This is a genomic window from Ruegeria sp. YTSC003, from assembly GCF_059609785.1.
The window spans coordinates 306,428-324,100 of the sequence record NZ_JBXWMK010000002.1; the positions used below are offsets into that span (position 1 = coordinate 306,428).

Genomic DNA, 17,673 nt, shown 5'->3' on the forward strand with positions numbered 1-17,673 from the left:
TGCGAATGCAGGCTGCCCGGCCCAACGCCTTTAAATGCATGATAATGCAGTCAAAGGCGGCGAGAGCCTCCGTTAGCGCCGATAGTCTTCTGGGCGAATCTGATAGCGGGCCAGTTTGTCATAAAAAGTCTTGCGCGGCAGTTTCAACGCTTTTGCCGCATCCGAGGCTTTGCCATTGTGCCGACCCAGCGCCGCGATCAGCAGCGACCGCTCTACGCGCGCCATTTGCTCATTCAGCCCCAGATCAGCGGCACGTGCCACCTCTTCCGGCATCCCCAACACGAACCGCATCGCCGCCGACATCAGCGATCTGGCATTGCCCGGCCAATCGCTGGCCATCAAGGAAGCAAGGTGCTCCGAGGTAATCTCGGGCTCGGCAATGCCCGCCTGTTCTGCCGCTTGCGCGACATAATGGCGAAAAATCACTGGAATATCTTCGGGTCGTTCCGCCAGCGACGGGATGCGCACACGCATGACATCCAGGCGATAGAACAGGTCGGCATTGAATTGACCCTGCTCTGACAGCGCCGCCAGATCTGCGGTCGTTCCCGCGACGATCCGTGAACCTGTGCCCTGCTCTATCATTTCAAGCGCGGCGTATTGTGTGGCGTCTGGCATGGCCGAAACCTCATCCAGGAACAACGACCCACCGGCCGCATCTTCGCACACGCGCACCAACCCCTCGGGCGTCAGCCCTGAGGCCGGGCGCTTGACGAACGGCCCCTGCCCAACCGGCGACATCAGATGTACGACTTCGGCCACTTTCGATATCCCGCTGCCCGGTGGCCCGGTTACCAGAACTTCTGCCCCGGTGGGGGCAACGGATCGAACCCGTTCACGCAAAGCCTCGGCCTGTGCGGACAGACCGAACAAAAGCCGCGCTGCCGGATCGCCGCGCTCAAGCTCTGATTTGAGGGCACGCTGTTCGATCACCTGCGCGCGCGCGTCAAAGGCGCGCTCCAGCACGGACAGCAGGTCCGCCGCCGCGCATGGCTTTTCCAGAAAATCAAAGGCCCCCTGTCCCATGGCCTGCACCGCCATTGGGATATCACCCTCTCCGGTCAACAGGACAACGGGCAAGTCTGGATCAACCTCACGCGCGTAGTTCAGCAGATGAAAACCATCCCGGCCCGGCATACGGATGTCCGAAACGATCACACCCGGAAAGTCGGCGCGAATATGGTCTTTTGCCGCCACAAAGGATCCCGCAGTAACCGGATCATAATCTGCCAGTTCAAGCGTTTGCGCCAAAGCTTCGCGGACGGCAGCGTCGTCATCAACCAGTAGAATTTTCCGCGTCATGCGACCTCGTGCTCCGTGAAAGGTTCAAGCTCGACGGTAAACAGCGCCCCGGTGTCCAGATTTGCACCCCGGATGTTACCCCCAAAGCTTTGCACCAGACCATACGAGATCGAAAGCCCAAGCCCCATCCCCTCAGAGGTTCCGACAGCCTTGGTCGTATAGAACGGTTCGAACAGTTTTTCCGAGTTTTCGATGCCCGGGCCGATATCGCGGACAGTCACGGCCAGCTTGTCGCCGCGGTCGATCGCAATGCGGATGAGGCGGTCGTCTTGCCCACTCATCGCGTCGGCGGCATTGTTAATCAGGTTGACGAACACCTGAACCAACCGCACCTCGCCGCCCCATGCGTAAACCGGGTTATTGGGCGGGGCCCAATCCATACGGACATCCTCGGTCCGCAACCGCGCCTCGGTCAACTCGACCGCCGTATCGATCACCTGAACCAGGTTAACCTTGCCCATCGGTTCACTTTCGTTGCGCGAAAAGGCGCGCAGGTTCTTGATGATACGCGCCATGCGCGCCGCCATAGCAGAGATACGCGTCAGGTTCTCCGAGGCTTTCTCGTCCCGGCCGCGGGAAAGAAAAGCCGCGCCGTTATCTGCGAATTGCTGGATCGCCATCAGCGGTTGGTTCAGTTCGTGACTAATACCCGCCGACATTTGGCCCAACGCGCTGAGTTTACCCGCCTGAATCAACTCTTCCTGAGCGTGTTTCAGCGCGGTTTCTGCGTCCTCGCGTTCACGGACCTCGCGGCGCAAAGCGGTGTTCGCAGCAGTCAACGCATGTGTCCGTTGCGCGACCCGGCTTTCCAATACAGCGTTGGCCTCGGCCAATGTGCGCCTGCGTTCGGTCGCCAGATACAACAGCGCGCCGAAGGCCAGACAGATTGCAGCAACGGTTGCCGCTTGCAACCTCGCCAAACGCTGCGCGGGGGCCACATCGACCAGAACTTCAGCCGTCATGTCGATCACCGGCAAGTCCAGCATCAGGTGTAAAGCGCGGCTAGGCAGATACCGCCCCCAATTCAGTTCCCAGACCTCGTGCGGACCGACCAGAACCGAGGCAAAATCGACCACCCCGCCGTCTGGCGGTGTCAGGCCCAATTGACCCTCATCCCGGTACCAAAACAACAAATCCGATCGGTTTGAGATAAACACGACACCGTCTCCGTCGGTGAAGAACACCGCCTCGGTACTGCCGCGCCAGGTCTGTTCCACATCCTGCACATCGGCCACAACGATTAATACACCCTCGACCTGACCAGCATCACCAAAGGCCGGGGCGGCGTAGGAATAGGTGCGATCACCGCTGCTTTCCACAACCCCATGCGCGCTGCCCATTGCGCCCTGCAATGCGCGCCGAAACGCAGGGTGGTCCGCCATGTTTGGCCACACAACCGGCTGCGCCGAGGCCAACACCTGCCCGCTTCGGTCAAGATACATCATGTTGACGGCCGAGGTTTTGTCGGCGACGTCCAGCAATATCGCGCGCGCTGCCCGTTGTTGCCCCGGAGACTCTAGGGCGCGCAGGACCGGATGCGTGGCCATCAGCACGGCCAGTTCCTGATAGACCTGCATCTGAGTGCTGAGTCGGTCGGCAGCCAGTTCAAGGTCAGCCTCGGCCTTTTCGCTGAGCTGCGACAGCGCTTGACGATAGCCATAGGACCAGACCCCTGCGGTCAACAGGCCGACAGCAAACAAAAATCCCAGAATGACCCAAACGCGTTGCATGATATAGGGTCTTGCATTCGGCGCGCCGCATGGCAAGTCTGCGCCGCATGAAGACGGTATTTCAAACTCCGGTCGATCCGGAATTCGTGCAGAACCCCTACCCGTTCTATGATCAGGCACGCGCGAGCGGTGATCTGATCTATTGGCAGGAATATGGGAAGGTCGCCGCAGTATCCCAGCGGGCGGTCTCGGCCCTGCTGAAAGATCGCCGCTTTGGTCGGGAAGTACCCGAAGAAATGCAAACCCCAGGTCCGGCGCATCTTGCCCCTTGGTTGGCGGTCGAGGCGCATTCGTTAATGGAAGCCGAACCGCCAAGACACACGCGCCTGCGTGCGTTGGTGATGCGGGCATTCACGTCGCGTGCTATTGCGGCGCTGGAACCTTCGATCCACGACCTAACCCATTCTTTGATAGACGCATTTCCCGACCAGCCGTTCGATTTGCTCTCTACCTTTTGCACCCAAGTTCCGGTCATCACGATCTGCCGCCTCTTGGGCGTGCCCGAGGATATGTCACCCAGCCTATTACGCTGGTCACATGATATGGTGGCAATGTATCAAGCCAGCCGTACGCCCGAGACTGAGACCGCTGCCGCCGCCTCATCCCAGGAATTCTCCGACTTTCTGATCGACTACATCGAGCAGCGCCGCAGCGATCCGCAGGACGATCTGATCACACGGTTGATCGTGGCCGAAGAGGATGGCGAAAAGCTGTCACGCGAAGAACTGGTCGCCACCTGCATTCTGCTTTTGAATGCCGGGCACGAAGCGACCGTGCATTCACTTGGAAACGGTGTGAAAACCGTTTTGCAAAATGGCATAGGACCGCAATACTTTACGCCGGACAGCATCGACCGCACGGTAGAAGAGATTTTACGCTTTGACCCGCCGCTGCACATGTTCACTCGCTATGCCTATGAAGACATCGACGCATTTGGGTACAGTTTCAAACGTGGTGATGAGGTCGCGCTACTACTGGGCGCTGCGAACCGGGATTCTGCGGTCTGGAGCGACCCGGACAGGTTCGATCCCACCCGCGCCATCGTCACGAACACCAGTTTCGGTGGCGGCCTGCACTTTTGCGTTGGCGCCCCTCTGGCACGGATGGAAATGCGCATCGCACTGTCCACGCTGTTCGACAGATATCCGAACCTGCGCCTGAGCGCCGAGCCCGAGTACTCGAATACCTACCATTTTCACGGGCTGACCAAACTGATGGTGCAGACCTAGCTTTCGATCAGCGCTTTCAAAGGCAACATGGTGGTGGACTTGATTTCTTCCATCGACAGCAAGGCAGTCACGTTGTGAACGCGCACTTCTGAAATCAGCGCCTGATAGAATTCGTCATAGGCACGCGCGTTCTTGACCCGCACCTTCAGGATATAGTCGATGTCGCCGGCCAGCCGATGCGCCTCTTGCACTTCGGGCCTGTCCCGCAGAGCTTTCAGGAATTTATGCTGCCAGTCAGCCTCATGTTCCGACGTTCGGATCAGAACAAAAAACGTAGCTTCAAATCCCAGCGCTTCGGCGTCCAGCAAAACGGTCTGTTGACCGATCACTCCGGCCCCTTTCAGTTTGCGTATCCGATTCCAGACCGGGGTCTTGGAACTGCCAACACGAGCGGCTATTTCGTCCAGCGATTGACTGGCGTCCCGCTGCAGCTCGACCAGAATTTTCCGATCCGTATCATCAATCCGCACCGACATTCCAAATTTCCCTTCGTTTCGAAACCAATGTCCCGCTTTGCCGTTGGCGCGGAACATTTGTCCTTATTTGTTCGCCTATATGGCGCATTGGCGGGAATATTTCCTATATTGCAAGGCAAGTCAAACCACACTCGGGACAAGAAATGCAGCTTACGCAATCATATGATGGCACAGGACATGTCGACTTTGTCGGCGCGGGTCCGGGCGATCCGGAATTGCTGACGCTCAAGGCGCTGAAAGCCTTCGAGCGCGCGGATGTTGTTCTGCATGATCGCCTCATCAGTGATGAGGTCCTGGCCTTGGCCGGAAAGACCGCCCAACTGGTCGATGTCGGCAAGGCCGGTTTCGGCCCATCGTGGAAACAGGAAGACATTGACGCCCTGCTGGTCGATCACGCCCTGAAAGGTCGGCGCGTCGTGCGCCTGAAGTCCGGCGACCCGACCGTGTTTGGACGTCTGGATGAAGAGATCGAGGCGGTTGAGGCTGCTGGTATCTCGTGGCGGATCGTTCCGGGCATCACGGCTGCGTCGGCAGCGGTTGCCGGAATCGGTCAAAGCCTGACACGGCGTGGACGCAATTCTTCGGTCCGTTTTCTGACCGGCCACGACATGAAAGGGTTTGCGGATCACGACTGGACCGCGTTGGCGCGCACCGGTTCGGTGGCTGCGATTTACATGGGCAAAAAGTCCGCTCGTTTTATTCAGGGCCGCCTGATCATGCACGGTGCTGATCGCCAAACGCCGGTGACGTTGATTGAAAACGCTACGCGCCCCGATCAGCGCATTCTGGAAACGACTCTGGACCAGTTGCCCACCGATTTGAACGCCGCCGAAATGGACGGCCCTACCCTGACATTTTATGGCCTCGCCCCGCGCCAGGCGGCCGTGGCCCTGACCGATTTCAAGAAGGAGCACGCCTGATGGCCCGCGCTTTTACCCCCAAAGTGGTGACCGCCAACGACCTGTTGGAAGGTGACGTCATCTATTTGACCGAAGACGATCGCTGGTCGCGCGAATTGTCCGAGGCCGAACTGATAACCGACGAAGCCCACGCGCAGGTCCGCCTGCTGGATGCAACACGTCAGGCCAGCAAGATCGTTGGTGCTTATCTTGCCGATGCCGTCGCCGGCGACAACGGCCCCGAGCCCACCCATTTCCGGGAAGACTTCCGCCGCACTGGTCCGTCCAACTATGCCCACGGCAAACAGGAAACTTCCCCGCAGCCCCGGGCCTGACCTCTGGCCCGTCTCTCTCCCCTACTCAAGGCCCCAAGGTTCGGGGCTGCAACTAAGGACAGCTAATCATGTATCGCTACTCCGAGTTCGACACAGCATTTTTGGCAGAACGTAACGCGCAGTTCCGCGCGCAGGTCGAGCGCCGCATTGACGGCTCGCTCACCGAGGATGAATTCAAACCCCTGCGCCTGATGAACGGCCTGTACCTGCAATTGCATGCCTATATGCTGCGGGTTGCCATTCCATATGGCACGCTCTCCAGCGCGCAGATGCGTCAACTGGCCCTGCTGGCCGAGAAGTGGGACAAGGGCTACGGCCATTTCACCACCCGTCAGAACATCCAGTACAACTGGCCGAAACTGAACGACGTGCCAGACATGCTGGACGCGCTGGCTGAGGTTGGCATGCACGCCATTCAGACCTCGGGCAATACAATCCGCAACGTGACCGCCGACCATTTCGCCGGTGCCGCCGCGGATGAGGTCGCCGACCCGCGCCCCTATGCCGAACTGCTGCGCCAGTGGTCGACCGACCACCCGGAATTCCAGTTCATGCCGCGTAAGTTCAAGATCGCCATCACCGGCTCGGAAAACGACCGTGCCGTGATCAAGGCGCATGACATCGGCCTGCAACTGGTCGAGCGTGATGGCGTACTGGGTGCCCGCGTTATCGTGGGTGGTGGCCTGGGCCGTACGCCGATGATCGGTAAAGAACTGTCCGAATTCGTCGCCTTTGACGACCTGTTGGCTTATCTGGAAGCCACTGTTTCCGTGTGGAACCAGATCGGCCGCCGCGACAACAAGTACAAAGCTCGCATCAAGATCACCGTGCATGAGCATGGCATCGACGCGATCCGCGCCAAGGTTAACGAACGCTTCCTGAAAGTTCGCCCGCAGTTCAAAGGCGCGGACATGAATCTGCTGGAAGAGATCAAGGGCCACTTTGCCCCGCCAACCTTCCGTGAAGCCTCGGTTGCGTCGTTTGAAAGCGCCTATACCAATGATCCGGTCTTCCGGTCGTGGGTCGACACCAACATCGCACCGCACAAGAACGCGGACCACGCGATCGTCACGATCTCGATCAAGAAGCACGGTCAGACGCCGGGTGACGCGACCGCCGAGCAGATGCGCGTGATGGCCGATCTGGCCGAAGAGTTCGCCTATGACGAACTGCGTATCAGCCACGAGCAGAACGTGATCCTGCCGCATGTCCACAAGTCGGACCTGCCTGCGATCCACGATCGTCTGAAAGAGCATGAGTTGGCAACCGCCAATATCGGCCTGATCAGCGACATCATCGCCTGCCCCGGCATGGATTACTGCGCGCTGGCAACGGCCCGTTCAATCCCGGTTGCACAGGAAATCGCGACCCGTTTCGATGATCTGAAGCTTGAGCATGATATCGGTCACCTGAAGATCAAGATCTCGGGCTGCATCAACGCATGTGGTCACCACCACGTGGGGCACATCGGTATCCTGGGTCTGGATCGCGCAGGCGTCGAGAACTACCAGATCACTCTGGGTGGTGACGCGACTGAAACTGCGGCCGTTGGTGACCGCACCGGCCCGGGCTTTGCCTATGATGAGATCGTGCCTGCCGTCGAACGCATCGTCGAAACCTATCTGGAACAGCGTGACAGCGCCGAAGAGACATTCCTTGAAACCTATCGCCGCGTAGGCATGGCACCGTTCAAGGCAGCCCTCTACCCCGAGGCGCGAGCGAATGCCGCTTGACCTGATCCAGACGGAACTGGGGGCTGACCGCGCTGAGCTGACCGAAAAGGTCGAAGCGTTGAACACCCAGTTCCGCCACCACAGTGCCCATGACGTCATGCATGGCGCGTTGGAGGCAATCGAAGAGCTTGCTTTGGTCTCCAGCTTTGGGGCGGAATCGGTGGTGTTGTTGCACATGGCAGCCGTGGTCGACAAAGCCACGCCGGTCCTGTTTGTGGACACGCAGATGTTGTTCACCGAAACGCTGGAATATCAGCAGGACGTATCAGATCGGCTTGGCCTGAAGAACGTCCACATCATCCGCGCAGATGATGAGGATGTTCAGCGCGAAGACCCATACCGCGCCTTGCGCCTGAGCGACACGGATGCCTGCTGCAACCTGCGCAAAACCTTCCCGCTGCAGCGTGCTTTGGCGGGCTATGACGGCTGGATCTCGGGTCGGAAGCGGTTCCAGTCTGGCACACGCGCCGCGCTTGACTTCTTTGAGGTCGAAGACGGCACCGGTCGGATCAAGGTAAACCCGCTGGCCCATTGGGCGCCGGAAGACGTGCGCGCCTATATGGATGAAAACAACCTGCCCCGGCATCCGCTGGTGGCCAAAGGTTACCCTTCGATCGGTTGTGCGCCCTGCACCTCGCCGGTCAAAGAAGGCGAAGACCCCCGCGCCGGACGCTGGCGCGATCAGAACAAAGAAGAATGCGGCATCCATTTTGTCGACGGCAAGATGGTGCGCGCTGGAGAGAAAACATGAATGTAATCGTAACGGATGAGGGGTTCGCCCCCGACGACTGGACAGATGGCTTTGTCACGCTGGAAGACGCGGCCAATGATGTCGTTGCGCTGGACGTGGCCTCGGACGCTGATCCTGATGAACTGGTTGACCGCCTGGGCAGCGCCCGCATGGTCCGCGTGGACTTCCCCTCTTCGGCGGATGGCCGCGGCTTTACCATCGCGCGCGTGCTGCGCCTGAAGGGTTTCACAGGTCGCCTGCGGGCCAGGGGCCACGTTCTGGCCGACCAATACGCCATGGCGCGCCGCAGCGGGTTCGATGAGGTCGAAATCGACGACGCACTGGCCAATCGCCAGCCCGAAGATCAATGGCTAGCCCGCGCCAATTGGAAAGATCATAGCTATCAGGCCCGCCTGCGCGGCTAACCCCGCCAATCGCCAGCTTGTGACTTCAAAGGGGCATTTAGCCCCTTTTCCTGACTTGAATCAAAGATTAAACGGAGATGTCGGTTTACCCAGCCGATAGTGAAACGATGACAGAGATGAAACCCGTGACCGAAGCAACCGCCGTCAAGGCACCCGTCCTTCCGGACGCCCAGACCGTAACAGATGTCAAACATTGGACCGACAGCCTGTTTTCTTTCAAGGTCTCGCGTCCCGCCTCGCTGCGCTTCCGCTCGGGCGAGTTCGTGATGATCGGCCTGCTGGGCGACAACGGCAAGCCTTTGCTGCGCGCGTATTCCATCGCCTCGCCTTCGTGGGATGAAGAGCTGGAGTTCTACTCGATCAAGGTGCAGGACGGTCCGCTGACATCGAAACTGCAGCACATCAAACCGGGTGATCAGATCATCCTGCGGCCCAAGCCCGTTGGCACGCTGGTCCACGACGCCCTGCTGCCTGGAAAACGCCTGTGGTTCTTTGCCACCGGAACAGGTTTTGCGCCCTTCGCCTCGTTGCTGCGCGAGCCGCAGACCTATGAGGATTACGACGAAGTCATCATCACCCATACCTGCCGCGAAGTGGGTGAATTGGAATATGGCCGTCAGTTGATCGAAAGCATTCGTCAGGACGAAATGCTGGCCGAACTGATGGGCGAAGGCTTTGCCGACAAGATTCGCTACTACCCGACCACGACACGGGAAGAGAGCCCCAAGATGGGTCGCATCACTGAGTTGCTGAAAGACGGCACGGTTTTTGCTGATCTGGGCATCGAGGGCGGCATCAAGCCGGAAACCGACCGGGCTATGGTCTGTGGGTCGTTGGCCTTCAACCTGGACATCAAAAAGATTCTGGAAGAGTTCGACCTGCGCGAAGGTGCCAATTCCGAACCCAAGGAGTTTGTCATCGAAAAAGCCTTTGTTGGTTAACTCGATGCACCGGTTCCGGGGCATTTGGCCCCGGACTGGCGAAAAACCTATAACAAAACCCGGTTTTTTCGGCCTGGCCTGCACTTATGCCGCTTGAATCGGCGTGCAGGCCAGTCTAAATTCCGGCCTTGAAATTCTGCAATCATCAAAGGAATGAACCCATAGCCCGCAGACCTCACAACGCGCCGCCGCAAAGAGACACCGGCCCCCGCGTCAATGATAAGATCCGTGCCCCCGAAATCCGTCTGATTGGCGCTGAAGGTGAAAATGTCGGGGTGGTTCATCCCGCCAAAGCCATGCAGATGGCAGTTGATGCCGGTCTTGATCTGGTCGAAATTTCGCCCAACGCAAACCCGCCGGTCTGCAAGATCATGGACTTTGGTAAGTTCAAATACGAGACGCAGAAACGCGAAGCCGAAGCCCGCAAAAAACAGAAGATCATTGAGATCAAAGAGGTCAAATTCCGACCCAACACTGACACTCATGATTACGACGTAAAAATGCGGAACGTATTCAAGTTTCTTGAAAACGGGGACAAGGTCAAAGTGACCCTGCGTTTCCGCGGCCGTGAAATGGCGCACCAAAATCTGGGTCGTGAACTTTTGGAACGTGTTGCGGCCGACACCAAAGACATCGGCAAGGTCGAAAACATGCCGAAGATGGAAGGCCGTCAGATGATCATGCTGATCGGTCCGCTGCCACAGAAATAAGCCCCTGTGCATATCGAATTCGAAACCCTGTCAGATCCGCTCTGACAGGGTTTTTTTGTTGGTTTTTAGGTACAGGCCACGCGGCGCTTCAGCCGGGGATCGAGGTCGAGATCGCCCGACCAAGTTTGCCCACAAGCTCGTCTATTTGCGCGTCTTCAATGATGAATGGCGGGGCCAGCAGGACATGATCCCCAAGACGCCCATCCCGTGTACCGGACATGGGATAGCAGATCAGCCCCTCAGCCAGCGCGGCTTTCTTGATTTTGCCTGCTACGCCATGAGCCGGATCAAACGGTGTTTTTGTTTCGCGATCAGCCACCAGCTCCAGCCCTCGAAACAGCCCCCTGCCACGGATATCACCGACATTCGGATGCTGTCCGAATTCGGCCTGCAACGCCGCTTGCAGCTTCTCGCCCATGACACCGGCGCGCGCGGGCAACGCGCGCGTGGTAAGTTCGGTGACAACAGCCAGGGCCGCTGCCGTCGCAACCGGGTGACCGATATAGGTGTGACCATGTTGAAAGAACCCGGACCCGTCGCGAATTGCATCATAGATTTTCCCGGTGCACATCATCGCGCCAATCGGTTGGTAACCAGCGCCCAACCCTTTGGCGATGCACAGAATGTCCGGCGCAATCCCATCATGATCGCAGGCAAACAAATGTCCGGTCCGCCCCATGCCACACATGACTTCATCAAGAATCAACAGAACGCCATATTGGTCACAGATCTGGCGAATACGCTGGAAATACCCCTCAACAGCAGGAACCGCGCCCAGCGTTGCGCCCACAACGGGTTCCGCCATGAACGCCATAACCGTTTTAGGACCCAAGCGAAGGATCTCGGCCTCCAACTCATTCGCGACGCGCTGGCCGTAGTCAAAGCTGCTCTCGGCATCCGCCTTTTCAGCGTATTCGAAACAGGGCGCGATATGTGTCATCTCGATCAGCATCGGAGCAAACTGCGCGCGTCGCCATTCGTTACCTCCAGCCGACAACGCGCCCAAAGTGTTCCCGTGATAGCTCTGCCGCCGAGCGATCACCCGGCGACGCTCGGGCTGGCCAATTTCAAGAAAGTACTGCCGCGCGAGTTTCATCGCCGCCTCGGTCGCCTCGGACCCGCCTGAGACGAAATACACACGGTCCAGACCATCAGGCGCGTGTTCCACCAACAGATCGGCCAACGCCTCAGCAGGTTCGGATGTCATGAATCCGGTATGTGCAAAAGCGATCTGTTCGACCTGCCGCTGCACGGCCTCAATAACCGCCGGGTTCGAATGCCCAAGGCATGACACCGCAGCGTCACCACAATCCAGATAGCGCTGCCCCTGATCGTCGATCAGGTAACACCCGTCGCCACTAACGGCGACCGGCAGGTTCGATTTGGTATGACGAGGAAAAACGTGGCTCATTGCTGAGGTCCTTTCAAAGCCGCGACCAGTGCCGAAACCGACGCTGCGTTGTTCGCCCAGGTACTTCCATCCTGGTCGGTCAAGCTATTTTCAAATCCAACCCGCACATCCCCGCCACGGTCCGCAGCCGTTTTTAGGCAAGCATGTTCCTGCTTTCCGAATGCACAGACCATCCAACTGGAGTGGGTTTGCGAAAAGTGATCAAGGTCTTCTGGTGCGGATTCCTGCCCCGCATTATACCGCCCCAGAACCAGCAGACGATCAGTCTGCCCATCACGGACAATACCGCGAGCCTGCCAATCTGCCAAAAGCGCAGCATCTGCATCGTCATAGAGAATATGCTGAACGCGCGTTCCCTGCTCGGCACAGAGACCATAAACACTATTTGCGAGGTCTGGCGTGCGCGCGATTTCCCGGACCGAGATCGAAGCCCATTTCGGCTTTACATTTTGCAAACAGTGCAATTGGGCCGGGACATCAAAGATACCCGCTGCCTCGGTCGTGATCTGGACATCCATCTCTGGCACGGCACGACGCAACTCTGCCATCGTCTCAAGATAACGCCCGGCATCCAGAGAATGCTGCCCCTGATCATCGCGCACATGCAGGTGAATTCCATCTGCACCGGCCCGAAAGCAGCTTTGCGAAGTCGATACGATCTCCTGCACAGACACCGGAAGCTGAGCGTGATCCGCATGCCGCCTGCGGGCACCGTTCGGCGCCACCAGAACATAGGGCGTATGCGATTGCGGCAGTGTTTTGGACATAAGAGTACCCTTTTAGACTATTAACCCAGTTAAGGACCTTAGGCGCGTTTTCAATTTACATCTTTCATAACATTTGTTTTCTTTCACGGATGACCAAGTCTTTGAGCCAGCTTACCGAAGCTCTGCGACAGCAGATTGACCAGTTGCCTCCCGGATTGCAGATGGCGGCAAAATACATCCTCGACCATCCCGGAGATTTCGGGCTGGACTCAATTCGGGAAACCGCAGCAAAGATCGGCGTCAGCTCGAACGTTCTGGTCCGACTGGCGGACCGGATGGGATATGACCGCTTCGACAGCCTGCGCGCTCCGTTCCGCGATGCGTTGGTCACAGATGGTGAGGATCATTTGAGTCAAAGTTGGCTTGCCGACATGCAAGACGGTGATTCATTCAGCGCTGCCCAGGCAAAATTCGCCCAGAATGCACAGAACGTCGTTATGCGATCCCTGAGGTTAATGAACCCTGAACGCGTCAAGCGCGCCGTTGAAATTATGACGTCTGCTGACAGGTGCTTTGTCACCGCCACCCGGGCCAGCTACGCCTTGTCTTACTATTTTTCATATGCGGGACGCATGGCACACCCCGGTCTGCAACTTATTCCGCGCCACATGGGGTCCGCGGCAGATGATCTGTTGGACGCAAGCCCCAACGATTGCCTGATTGCAATCACCGTTCACCCTTATTCCGCCGACACCATCCAATCAATGCGATTGGCGCGACGCATGAATGTGCCGCTCATCCTGATTGCCGACAGCGAAGTGATCGCACCCGGGATCGAGCCGGACGTGGTTTTCCCCGTCAGCACGCGATCTCTGCACCACTTCTCGAACTATGCTGGGGCCATGGCGGTTCTGGAATGCCTACTGGGTCACCTATTTCAAGCAGGCGGAGACGTCGCGCGCAATCGCGTGGACAATTACCAAAAGTCCCGAGAAGACACAGGCGCATACTGGCAACCATCCCAGCCGCCCAGAATAAGACGGAAATAAAAAAAGCCCCGGCCATAAGGTCCGGGGCTTTTTTGACAGTTTTGAGCTTACATGCAGGCTTCAATGGCCCTCTTGGTCATCACGCTGACCAGATGCGCGCGATACGCCTTACTGCCGTGCAAATCGGCAATCATATTCGCGGGATTGATGCTCAGCCCGGTCAAGGCATCCTGCCGAAACTCCTTGTTCAGTGCTTCCTCGGCCTCGGACCAGCGGAACACACCATCCTCACTGGCACCTGTTACCGCAACGCGAACACCGTCCGCGAAACGCGCCAGATACACTCCGACTAGTGCAAATCGCGATGCGGGTTGCAGGAATTTCTGGTAGCTGGCCGCTTGTGGCACCGGAAAATTGACCGTGGTGATGATCTCACCTTCCTCCAGGGCTGTACTGAACATGCCCTCGAAGAAATCATCCGCCGCGATTTGGCGCGTATTGGTGATGATCGTCGCACCTGATCCTAAAGCGCCCGCCGGATAGCAAGCGGCCGGATCATTGTTGGCCAGCGAGCCACCGATTGTACCTCGATTACGCACCGCTGGATCGCCGATCTGTCCAGCCAGCGCGGCCAGAGCCGGATAGCTGCCGGCGGCCTCTGACGCCACCGTTGCGTGGGTTGTTGCGCCACCAATGGCCACAGACCCGTCATCCTCGATGCAAACGCCCTGTATGTCGGGTATCCCACCCAGCGACACCAGTGTAGACGGTGCTGCCAATCGTTGTTTCAGCGTTGGGATCAACGTTTGGCCACCCCCCAACGCCTGTGCATCCTCGCCTCCCAATGCCGAAACAGCATCCGCAATTGTCGAGGGCTTTTCAAACTCGAAATTGTACATTTCGCTTTCCTTTCCGAAAGGCGCGGATCCGCCCTTCATCTGGCTATAAATATTCCGGGGGTCTGGGGGCAGAGCCCCCAGCCCACCCAACCAATCAGCTGTTCATCGCCGCCCAGACGCGGGACGGGCTCACCGGCATATCGATGTGATCGACCGCCTTGCCGCCCGAGTTCAGCGCATCCAACACCGCATTGACCACCGCCGGCGGCGAGCCAATTGCACCGGCTTCGCCGCAGCCCTTCACACCTAACGGGTTATGCGTACAGGGCGTCTGGCTGGAATGATCGACACCATAGAAAGGTACGTCATCCGCGCGCGGCATCGCATAATCCATGAAAGACGCGCTCAGCAACTGACCGTTTTCGTCATAGGCACAGTTTTCCAGCAGCGCCTGACCAATACCCTGACCGATACCGCCATGAACCTGACCGTCGACGATCATCGGGTTGACTATGTTGCCAAAGTCGTCAGCGGCAGTGAAGGCCTCGATGGTCACCTGACCGGTCTCGGGGTCAACCTCGACCTCGCACGCATATGCACCGGCGGGGTAAGTAAAGTTGGCCGGGTCGTAAAACGCGGTCTCCTCCAACCCTGGCTCAACTTCCAGCGGATAGTTGTGCGGAACATAAGCCGTCAGGGTCACATCACCCCAGGCCACCGATTTGTCCGTGCCCGCGACGCTGAACTGACCGTCCTTAAGCTCGATATCGGCCTCGGACGCTTCCAAAAGGTGGGCCGCGATCTTCTTCGCTTTCTCGATCACCTTTTCCGTCGCCTTGACCATGGCCGAACCACAAACGGCCAGCGAACGCGAACCGTATGTGCCCATACCAAACGGGATCTTGGAGGTGTCACCATGAACGATCTCGACCATCGACTCGTCGATACCGATCATGTCGGCTACGACTTGCGGAAAGGCCGTCTCGTGCCCCTGCCCGTGGCTGTGTGCGCCCACCATGACGCTGATCGAACCGGTGGCGTTCACCCGAACAGTTGCGGCATCATACAGACCCGCGCGGGCCCCCAGCATCCCGACGATGTTCGAAGGCGCGATACCGCAGGCCTCAATATAGCAGTTGATGCCCAGACCACGCAGCTTGCCATTGGCTTCGCTTTCGGCCCGACGCGCGGCGAAACCCGCCAGATCGGCAGCGACCTCAAGCTTGTCCATCGTCCCGTTGTAATCCCCGGTGTCATAAGTCAGTGCGACCGGAGTGTCATAGGGGAACTGAGTGATAAAGTTCTGACGGCGCAGGGCAATCGGATCAACACCCAACTCGCGTGCAGCTTTGTCAACGACACGCTCCAGCTGGTAGGTCGCCTCTGGGCGTCCAGCGCCGCGATAGGCGTCCACCGGCACCGTGTTGGTGAACATCGCCTTCACATTCACCTGAATGACCGGCGTCTTGTAGTTGCCTGCCATCAGCGTGCCGTGCAGCCAGGTCGGAACTGAGCTAGAGAAGGTCGACAGATACGCACCAAGGTTCGCATAGGTGTTGGTGCGCAGGCCGATGAAGTTGTTGTCTGCATCCAGCGCCAACTCGATCTTGCTGACATGGTCGCGGCCATGGGCATCGGACATGAACGCCTCGGACCTGCTTGAGGTCCACTTGACCGGGCGATTGCAGGCCTTGGCGGCAAAGGTGCAGAACGCTTCTTCCGCATAGTGGAATATCTTGGTGCCAAAACCGCCGCCCACGTCCGGGGCCACCACGCGCACTTTATGTTCGGGCAGGCCCAGAACAAAAGCACACATCAGCAGGCGGATCACATGCGGGTTTTGCGACGTGGTAAATAGCGTGTATTCGTCCGTACCACGCTTGTACTCACCCACCGCCACACGCGGTTCCATCGGGTTTGCGACCAGGCGGTTGTTGACCAGATCCAGCGTCGTTACGTGAGCTGCATTGGCAAAGACCTCATCGACCTTGGCGTCGTCCGTCTCACCCAATTGCCAGTCATAGCAGATGTTGTTTTTCAGATCGTCGTGAACCAGCGTCGACCCATCCTGAGCAGCAGCTTTCATGTTCATGACAGCCGGCAGTTCTTCGATATCCAGATCGATCGCCTCGGCCGCATCACGGGCCTGTTCGAGACTGTCGGCCACAACGGCCGCAATCGGGTCGCCCACATGGCGCACCTTGCCTTGTGCCAAAATAGGGTGCGGCGGTTCCTGCATAGGTGCGCCGTGCTTGTCGGTCACTTCCCAACCGCAGGGCATCCCGCCCACGCCTTCGAAATCCTTGCCGGTGAAAACCTTCACCACGCCCGGCATGCCTTCAGCTGCAGAGGTGTCGATACTTTGGATCCGTCCATGCGCGATGTCGGACCGTAGGAAATGTACATAGGCCTGGCCATGTACGTTGATGTCGTCGGTATAATTGCCCGCTCCGGTCAGAAAGCGTACGTCTTCGCGCCGCTTGGAACTGGCTCCGATGCCACTGTCTTTGGGCATTGCTTGTTCTCCTCCCATAAACGGATGCTGTGCATCCTATGTCTTCCCACGGGCGCTTCATCGGACGCCCGTAGCGGCATCATTCGGCAGCGATGCTGCTGACGTCCTGACCAGATGCGGCCATGATCGCCTTGACAATGTTGTGGTAGCCGGTGCAACGGCACAGGTTGCCTTCCAGATACTTGCGCACCTCGGCTTCGGTCGGGCGCGGGTTTTCCTTCAGCAGTGCTGCAGCACTCATGACCATTCCCGGTGTGCAGAAACCGCATTGCAAGCCGTGATGGTCCTGAAATGCCTGCTGAATCACGTTCAGCGAGCCATCCTGGTTAGCCTGGCCTTCGATCGTGCCCACATCAGCCCCGTCTGCCTCAAGTGCCAGCATATTGCAGGACTTCACCGCCTCGCCGTTCACATGGACAACACACGCGCCACATTGCGCTGTATCGCAACCCACATGAGTGCCAGTGAGATTGAGATTCTCGCGTAAAAAACCGGACAACAGCGTCCGACCTTCCACCTCACCGCTCACGGTCTTACCGTTCACGGTCATTGAGACCTTGGTCATAAGATCCTCCCCTATTGGCTTTTATCGCTATCGCCGAGTTAAACACGGGAAAATTTGTTTGAGAACAAAAATATTTAGCGCCAATATCCGACGTTCGTAGGGGTCGTCTTTTCCATCTCAGCCGCCTAAGAAGAAAA

17 protein-coding genes are annotated in these 17,673 nt (G+C 58.2%); 9 read left to right on the plus strand and 8 right to left on the minus strand.

From position 1 onward, the window contains the following. Positions 1-72: 72 nt before the first annotated feature. Together AC2FFH_RS05285 and AC2FFH_RS05290 are read right to left on the minus strand one after the other, a co-directional pair. Entirely contained in the window at positions 73-1,302 is a 1,230-nt protein-coding gene (locus AC2FFH_RS05285) for a sigma-54-dependent transcriptional regulator (RefSeq protein WP_496776690.1), read from the minus strand. Next, complete coding sequence (locus tag AC2FFH_RS05290; RefSeq protein ID WP_496843915.1) at positions 1,299-3,032, minus strand: sensor histidine kinase; 1,734 nt, start codon at positions 3,030-3,032, stop codon at positions 1,299-1,301. The genes AC2FFH_RS05285 and AC2FFH_RS05290 overlap by 4 nt, the downstream gene beginning before the upstream one ends. Before the next feature lie 47 nt (positions 3,033-3,079). Between AC2FFH_RS05290 and AC2FFH_RS05295 the strand changes: the two genes are divergently transcribed. Continuing rightward, on the plus strand, positions 3,080-4,261 hold the full coding sequence (locus AC2FFH_RS05295) for a cytochrome P450 (protein WP_496844043.1): 1,182 nt from the start codon (positions 3,080-3,082) through the stop codon (positions 4,259-4,261). On the opposite strand, the gene AC2FFH_RS05300 is transcribed toward AC2FFH_RS05295, so the two are convergent. Continuing rightward, entirely contained in the window at positions 4,258-4,737 is a 480-nt protein-coding gene (locus AC2FFH_RS05300) for an Lrp/AsnC family transcriptional regulator (RefSeq protein WP_058271489.1), read from the minus strand. The genes AC2FFH_RS05295 and AC2FFH_RS05300 overlap by 4 nt on opposite strands. A 143-nt stretch (positions 4,738-4,880) precedes the next feature. Between AC2FFH_RS05300 and cobA the strand changes: the two genes are divergently transcribed. The 7 genes from cobA to infC all read left to right on the plus strand — a co-directional run bounded on the left by cobA (position 4,881) and on the right by infC (position 10,510). Then, positions 4,881-5,657, plus strand: a complete 777-nt coding sequence (cobA, locus tag AC2FFH_RS05305; RefSeq protein WP_496843916.1) for a uroporphyrinogen-III C-methyltransferase — start codon at positions 4,881-4,883, stop codon at positions 5,655-5,657. Then, on the plus strand, positions 5,657-5,971 hold the full coding sequence (locus AC2FFH_RS05310; protein WP_170557547.1) for a DUF2849 domain-containing protein: 315 nt from the start codon (positions 5,657-5,659) through the stop codon (positions 5,969-5,971). The genes cobA and AC2FFH_RS05310 overlap by 1 nt, the downstream gene beginning before the upstream one ends. A gap of 68 nt (positions 5,972-6,039) precedes the next feature. Beyond that, positions 6,040-7,704, plus strand: a complete 1,665-nt coding sequence (locus AC2FFH_RS05315; RefSeq protein WP_496843917.1) for a nitrite/sulfite reductase — start codon at positions 6,040-6,042, stop codon at positions 7,702-7,704. Continuing rightward, positions 7,694-8,455, plus strand: a complete 762-nt coding sequence (locus AC2FFH_RS05320) for a phosphoadenylyl-sulfate reductase (RefSeq protein WP_496843918.1) — start codon at positions 7,694-7,696, stop codon at positions 8,453-8,455. Before AC2FFH_RS05315 ends, AC2FFH_RS05320 begins: the two co-directional genes overlap by 11 nt. After that, a complete protein-coding gene (locus tag AC2FFH_RS05325) occupies positions 8,452-8,859 on the plus strand; it encodes a DUF934 domain-containing protein (protein ID WP_496739885.1) in 408 nt (135 codons plus the stop codon). Before AC2FFH_RS05320 ends, AC2FFH_RS05325 begins: the two co-directional genes overlap by 4 nt. 107 nt (positions 8,860-8,966) lie before the next feature. After that, positions 8,967-9,800 carry a ferredoxin--NADP reductase gene (locus tag AC2FFH_RS05330; protein ID WP_113789088.1) on the plus strand — a complete coding sequence of 278 codons (834 nt, stop codon included), beginning with the start codon at positions 8,967-8,969 and terminating at the stop codon, positions 9,798-9,800. 128 nt (positions 9,801-9,928) lie between these two features. Beyond that, positions 9,929-10,510 (plus strand): translation initiation factor IF-3, encoded by a 582-nt coding sequence (infC, locus tag AC2FFH_RS05335; protein ID WP_186437359.1) that lies wholly within the window; start codon positions 9,929-9,931, stop codon positions 10,508-10,510. 88 nt (positions 10,511-10,598) lie between these two features. On the opposite strand, the gene AC2FFH_RS05340 is transcribed toward infC, so the two are convergent. Further along, positions 10,599-11,921, minus strand: coding sequence for an aspartate aminotransferase family protein (locus AC2FFH_RS05340; protein ID WP_496843919.1), 1,323 nt, complete (start codon positions 11,919-11,921; stop codon positions 10,599-10,601). Next, entirely contained in the window at positions 11,918-12,688 is a 771-nt protein-coding gene (locus AC2FFH_RS05345; protein WP_496843920.1) for a beta-keto acid cleavage family enzyme, read from the minus strand. Before AC2FFH_RS05345 ends, AC2FFH_RS05340 begins: the two co-directional genes overlap by 4 nt. Positions 12,689-12,777: 89 nt before the next feature. Here AC2FFH_RS05345 and AC2FFH_RS05350 point away from each other — a divergent pair, with 89 nt between their 5' ends. Next, a complete protein-coding gene (locus AC2FFH_RS05350) occupies positions 12,778-13,677 on the plus strand; it encodes a MurR/RpiR family transcriptional regulator (protein ID WP_496722597.1) in 900 nt (299 codons plus the stop codon). Between the two features lie 47 nt (positions 13,678-13,724). Here the strand turns inward: AC2FFH_RS05350 and AC2FFH_RS05355 are convergent, their stop codons facing one another. The 3 genes from AC2FFH_RS05355 to AC2FFH_RS05365 form a co-directional block, all read right to left on the minus strand. Next, positions 13,725-14,516 (minus strand): FAD binding domain-containing protein, encoded by a 792-nt coding sequence (locus AC2FFH_RS05355; RefSeq protein WP_496740001.1) that lies wholly within the window; start codon positions 14,514-14,516, stop codon positions 13,725-13,727. A gap of 94 nt (positions 14,517-14,610) precedes the next feature. Next, positions 14,611-16,971 carry a xanthine dehydrogenase family protein molybdopterin-binding subunit gene (locus AC2FFH_RS05360; protein WP_496738600.1) on the minus strand — a complete coding sequence of 787 codons (2,361 nt, stop codon included), beginning with the start codon at positions 16,969-16,971 and terminating at the stop codon, positions 14,611-14,613. A gap of 79 nt (positions 16,972-17,050) precedes the next feature. Beyond that, the gene (locus AC2FFH_RS05365; RefSeq protein ID WP_109311614.1) at positions 17,051-17,536 is read right to left on the minus strand and encodes a (2Fe-2S)-binding protein; all 486 of its coding nucleotides are present in this window, start codon (positions 17,534-17,536) and stop codon (positions 17,051-17,053) included. Positions 17,537-17,673 lie beyond the last annotated feature (137 nt).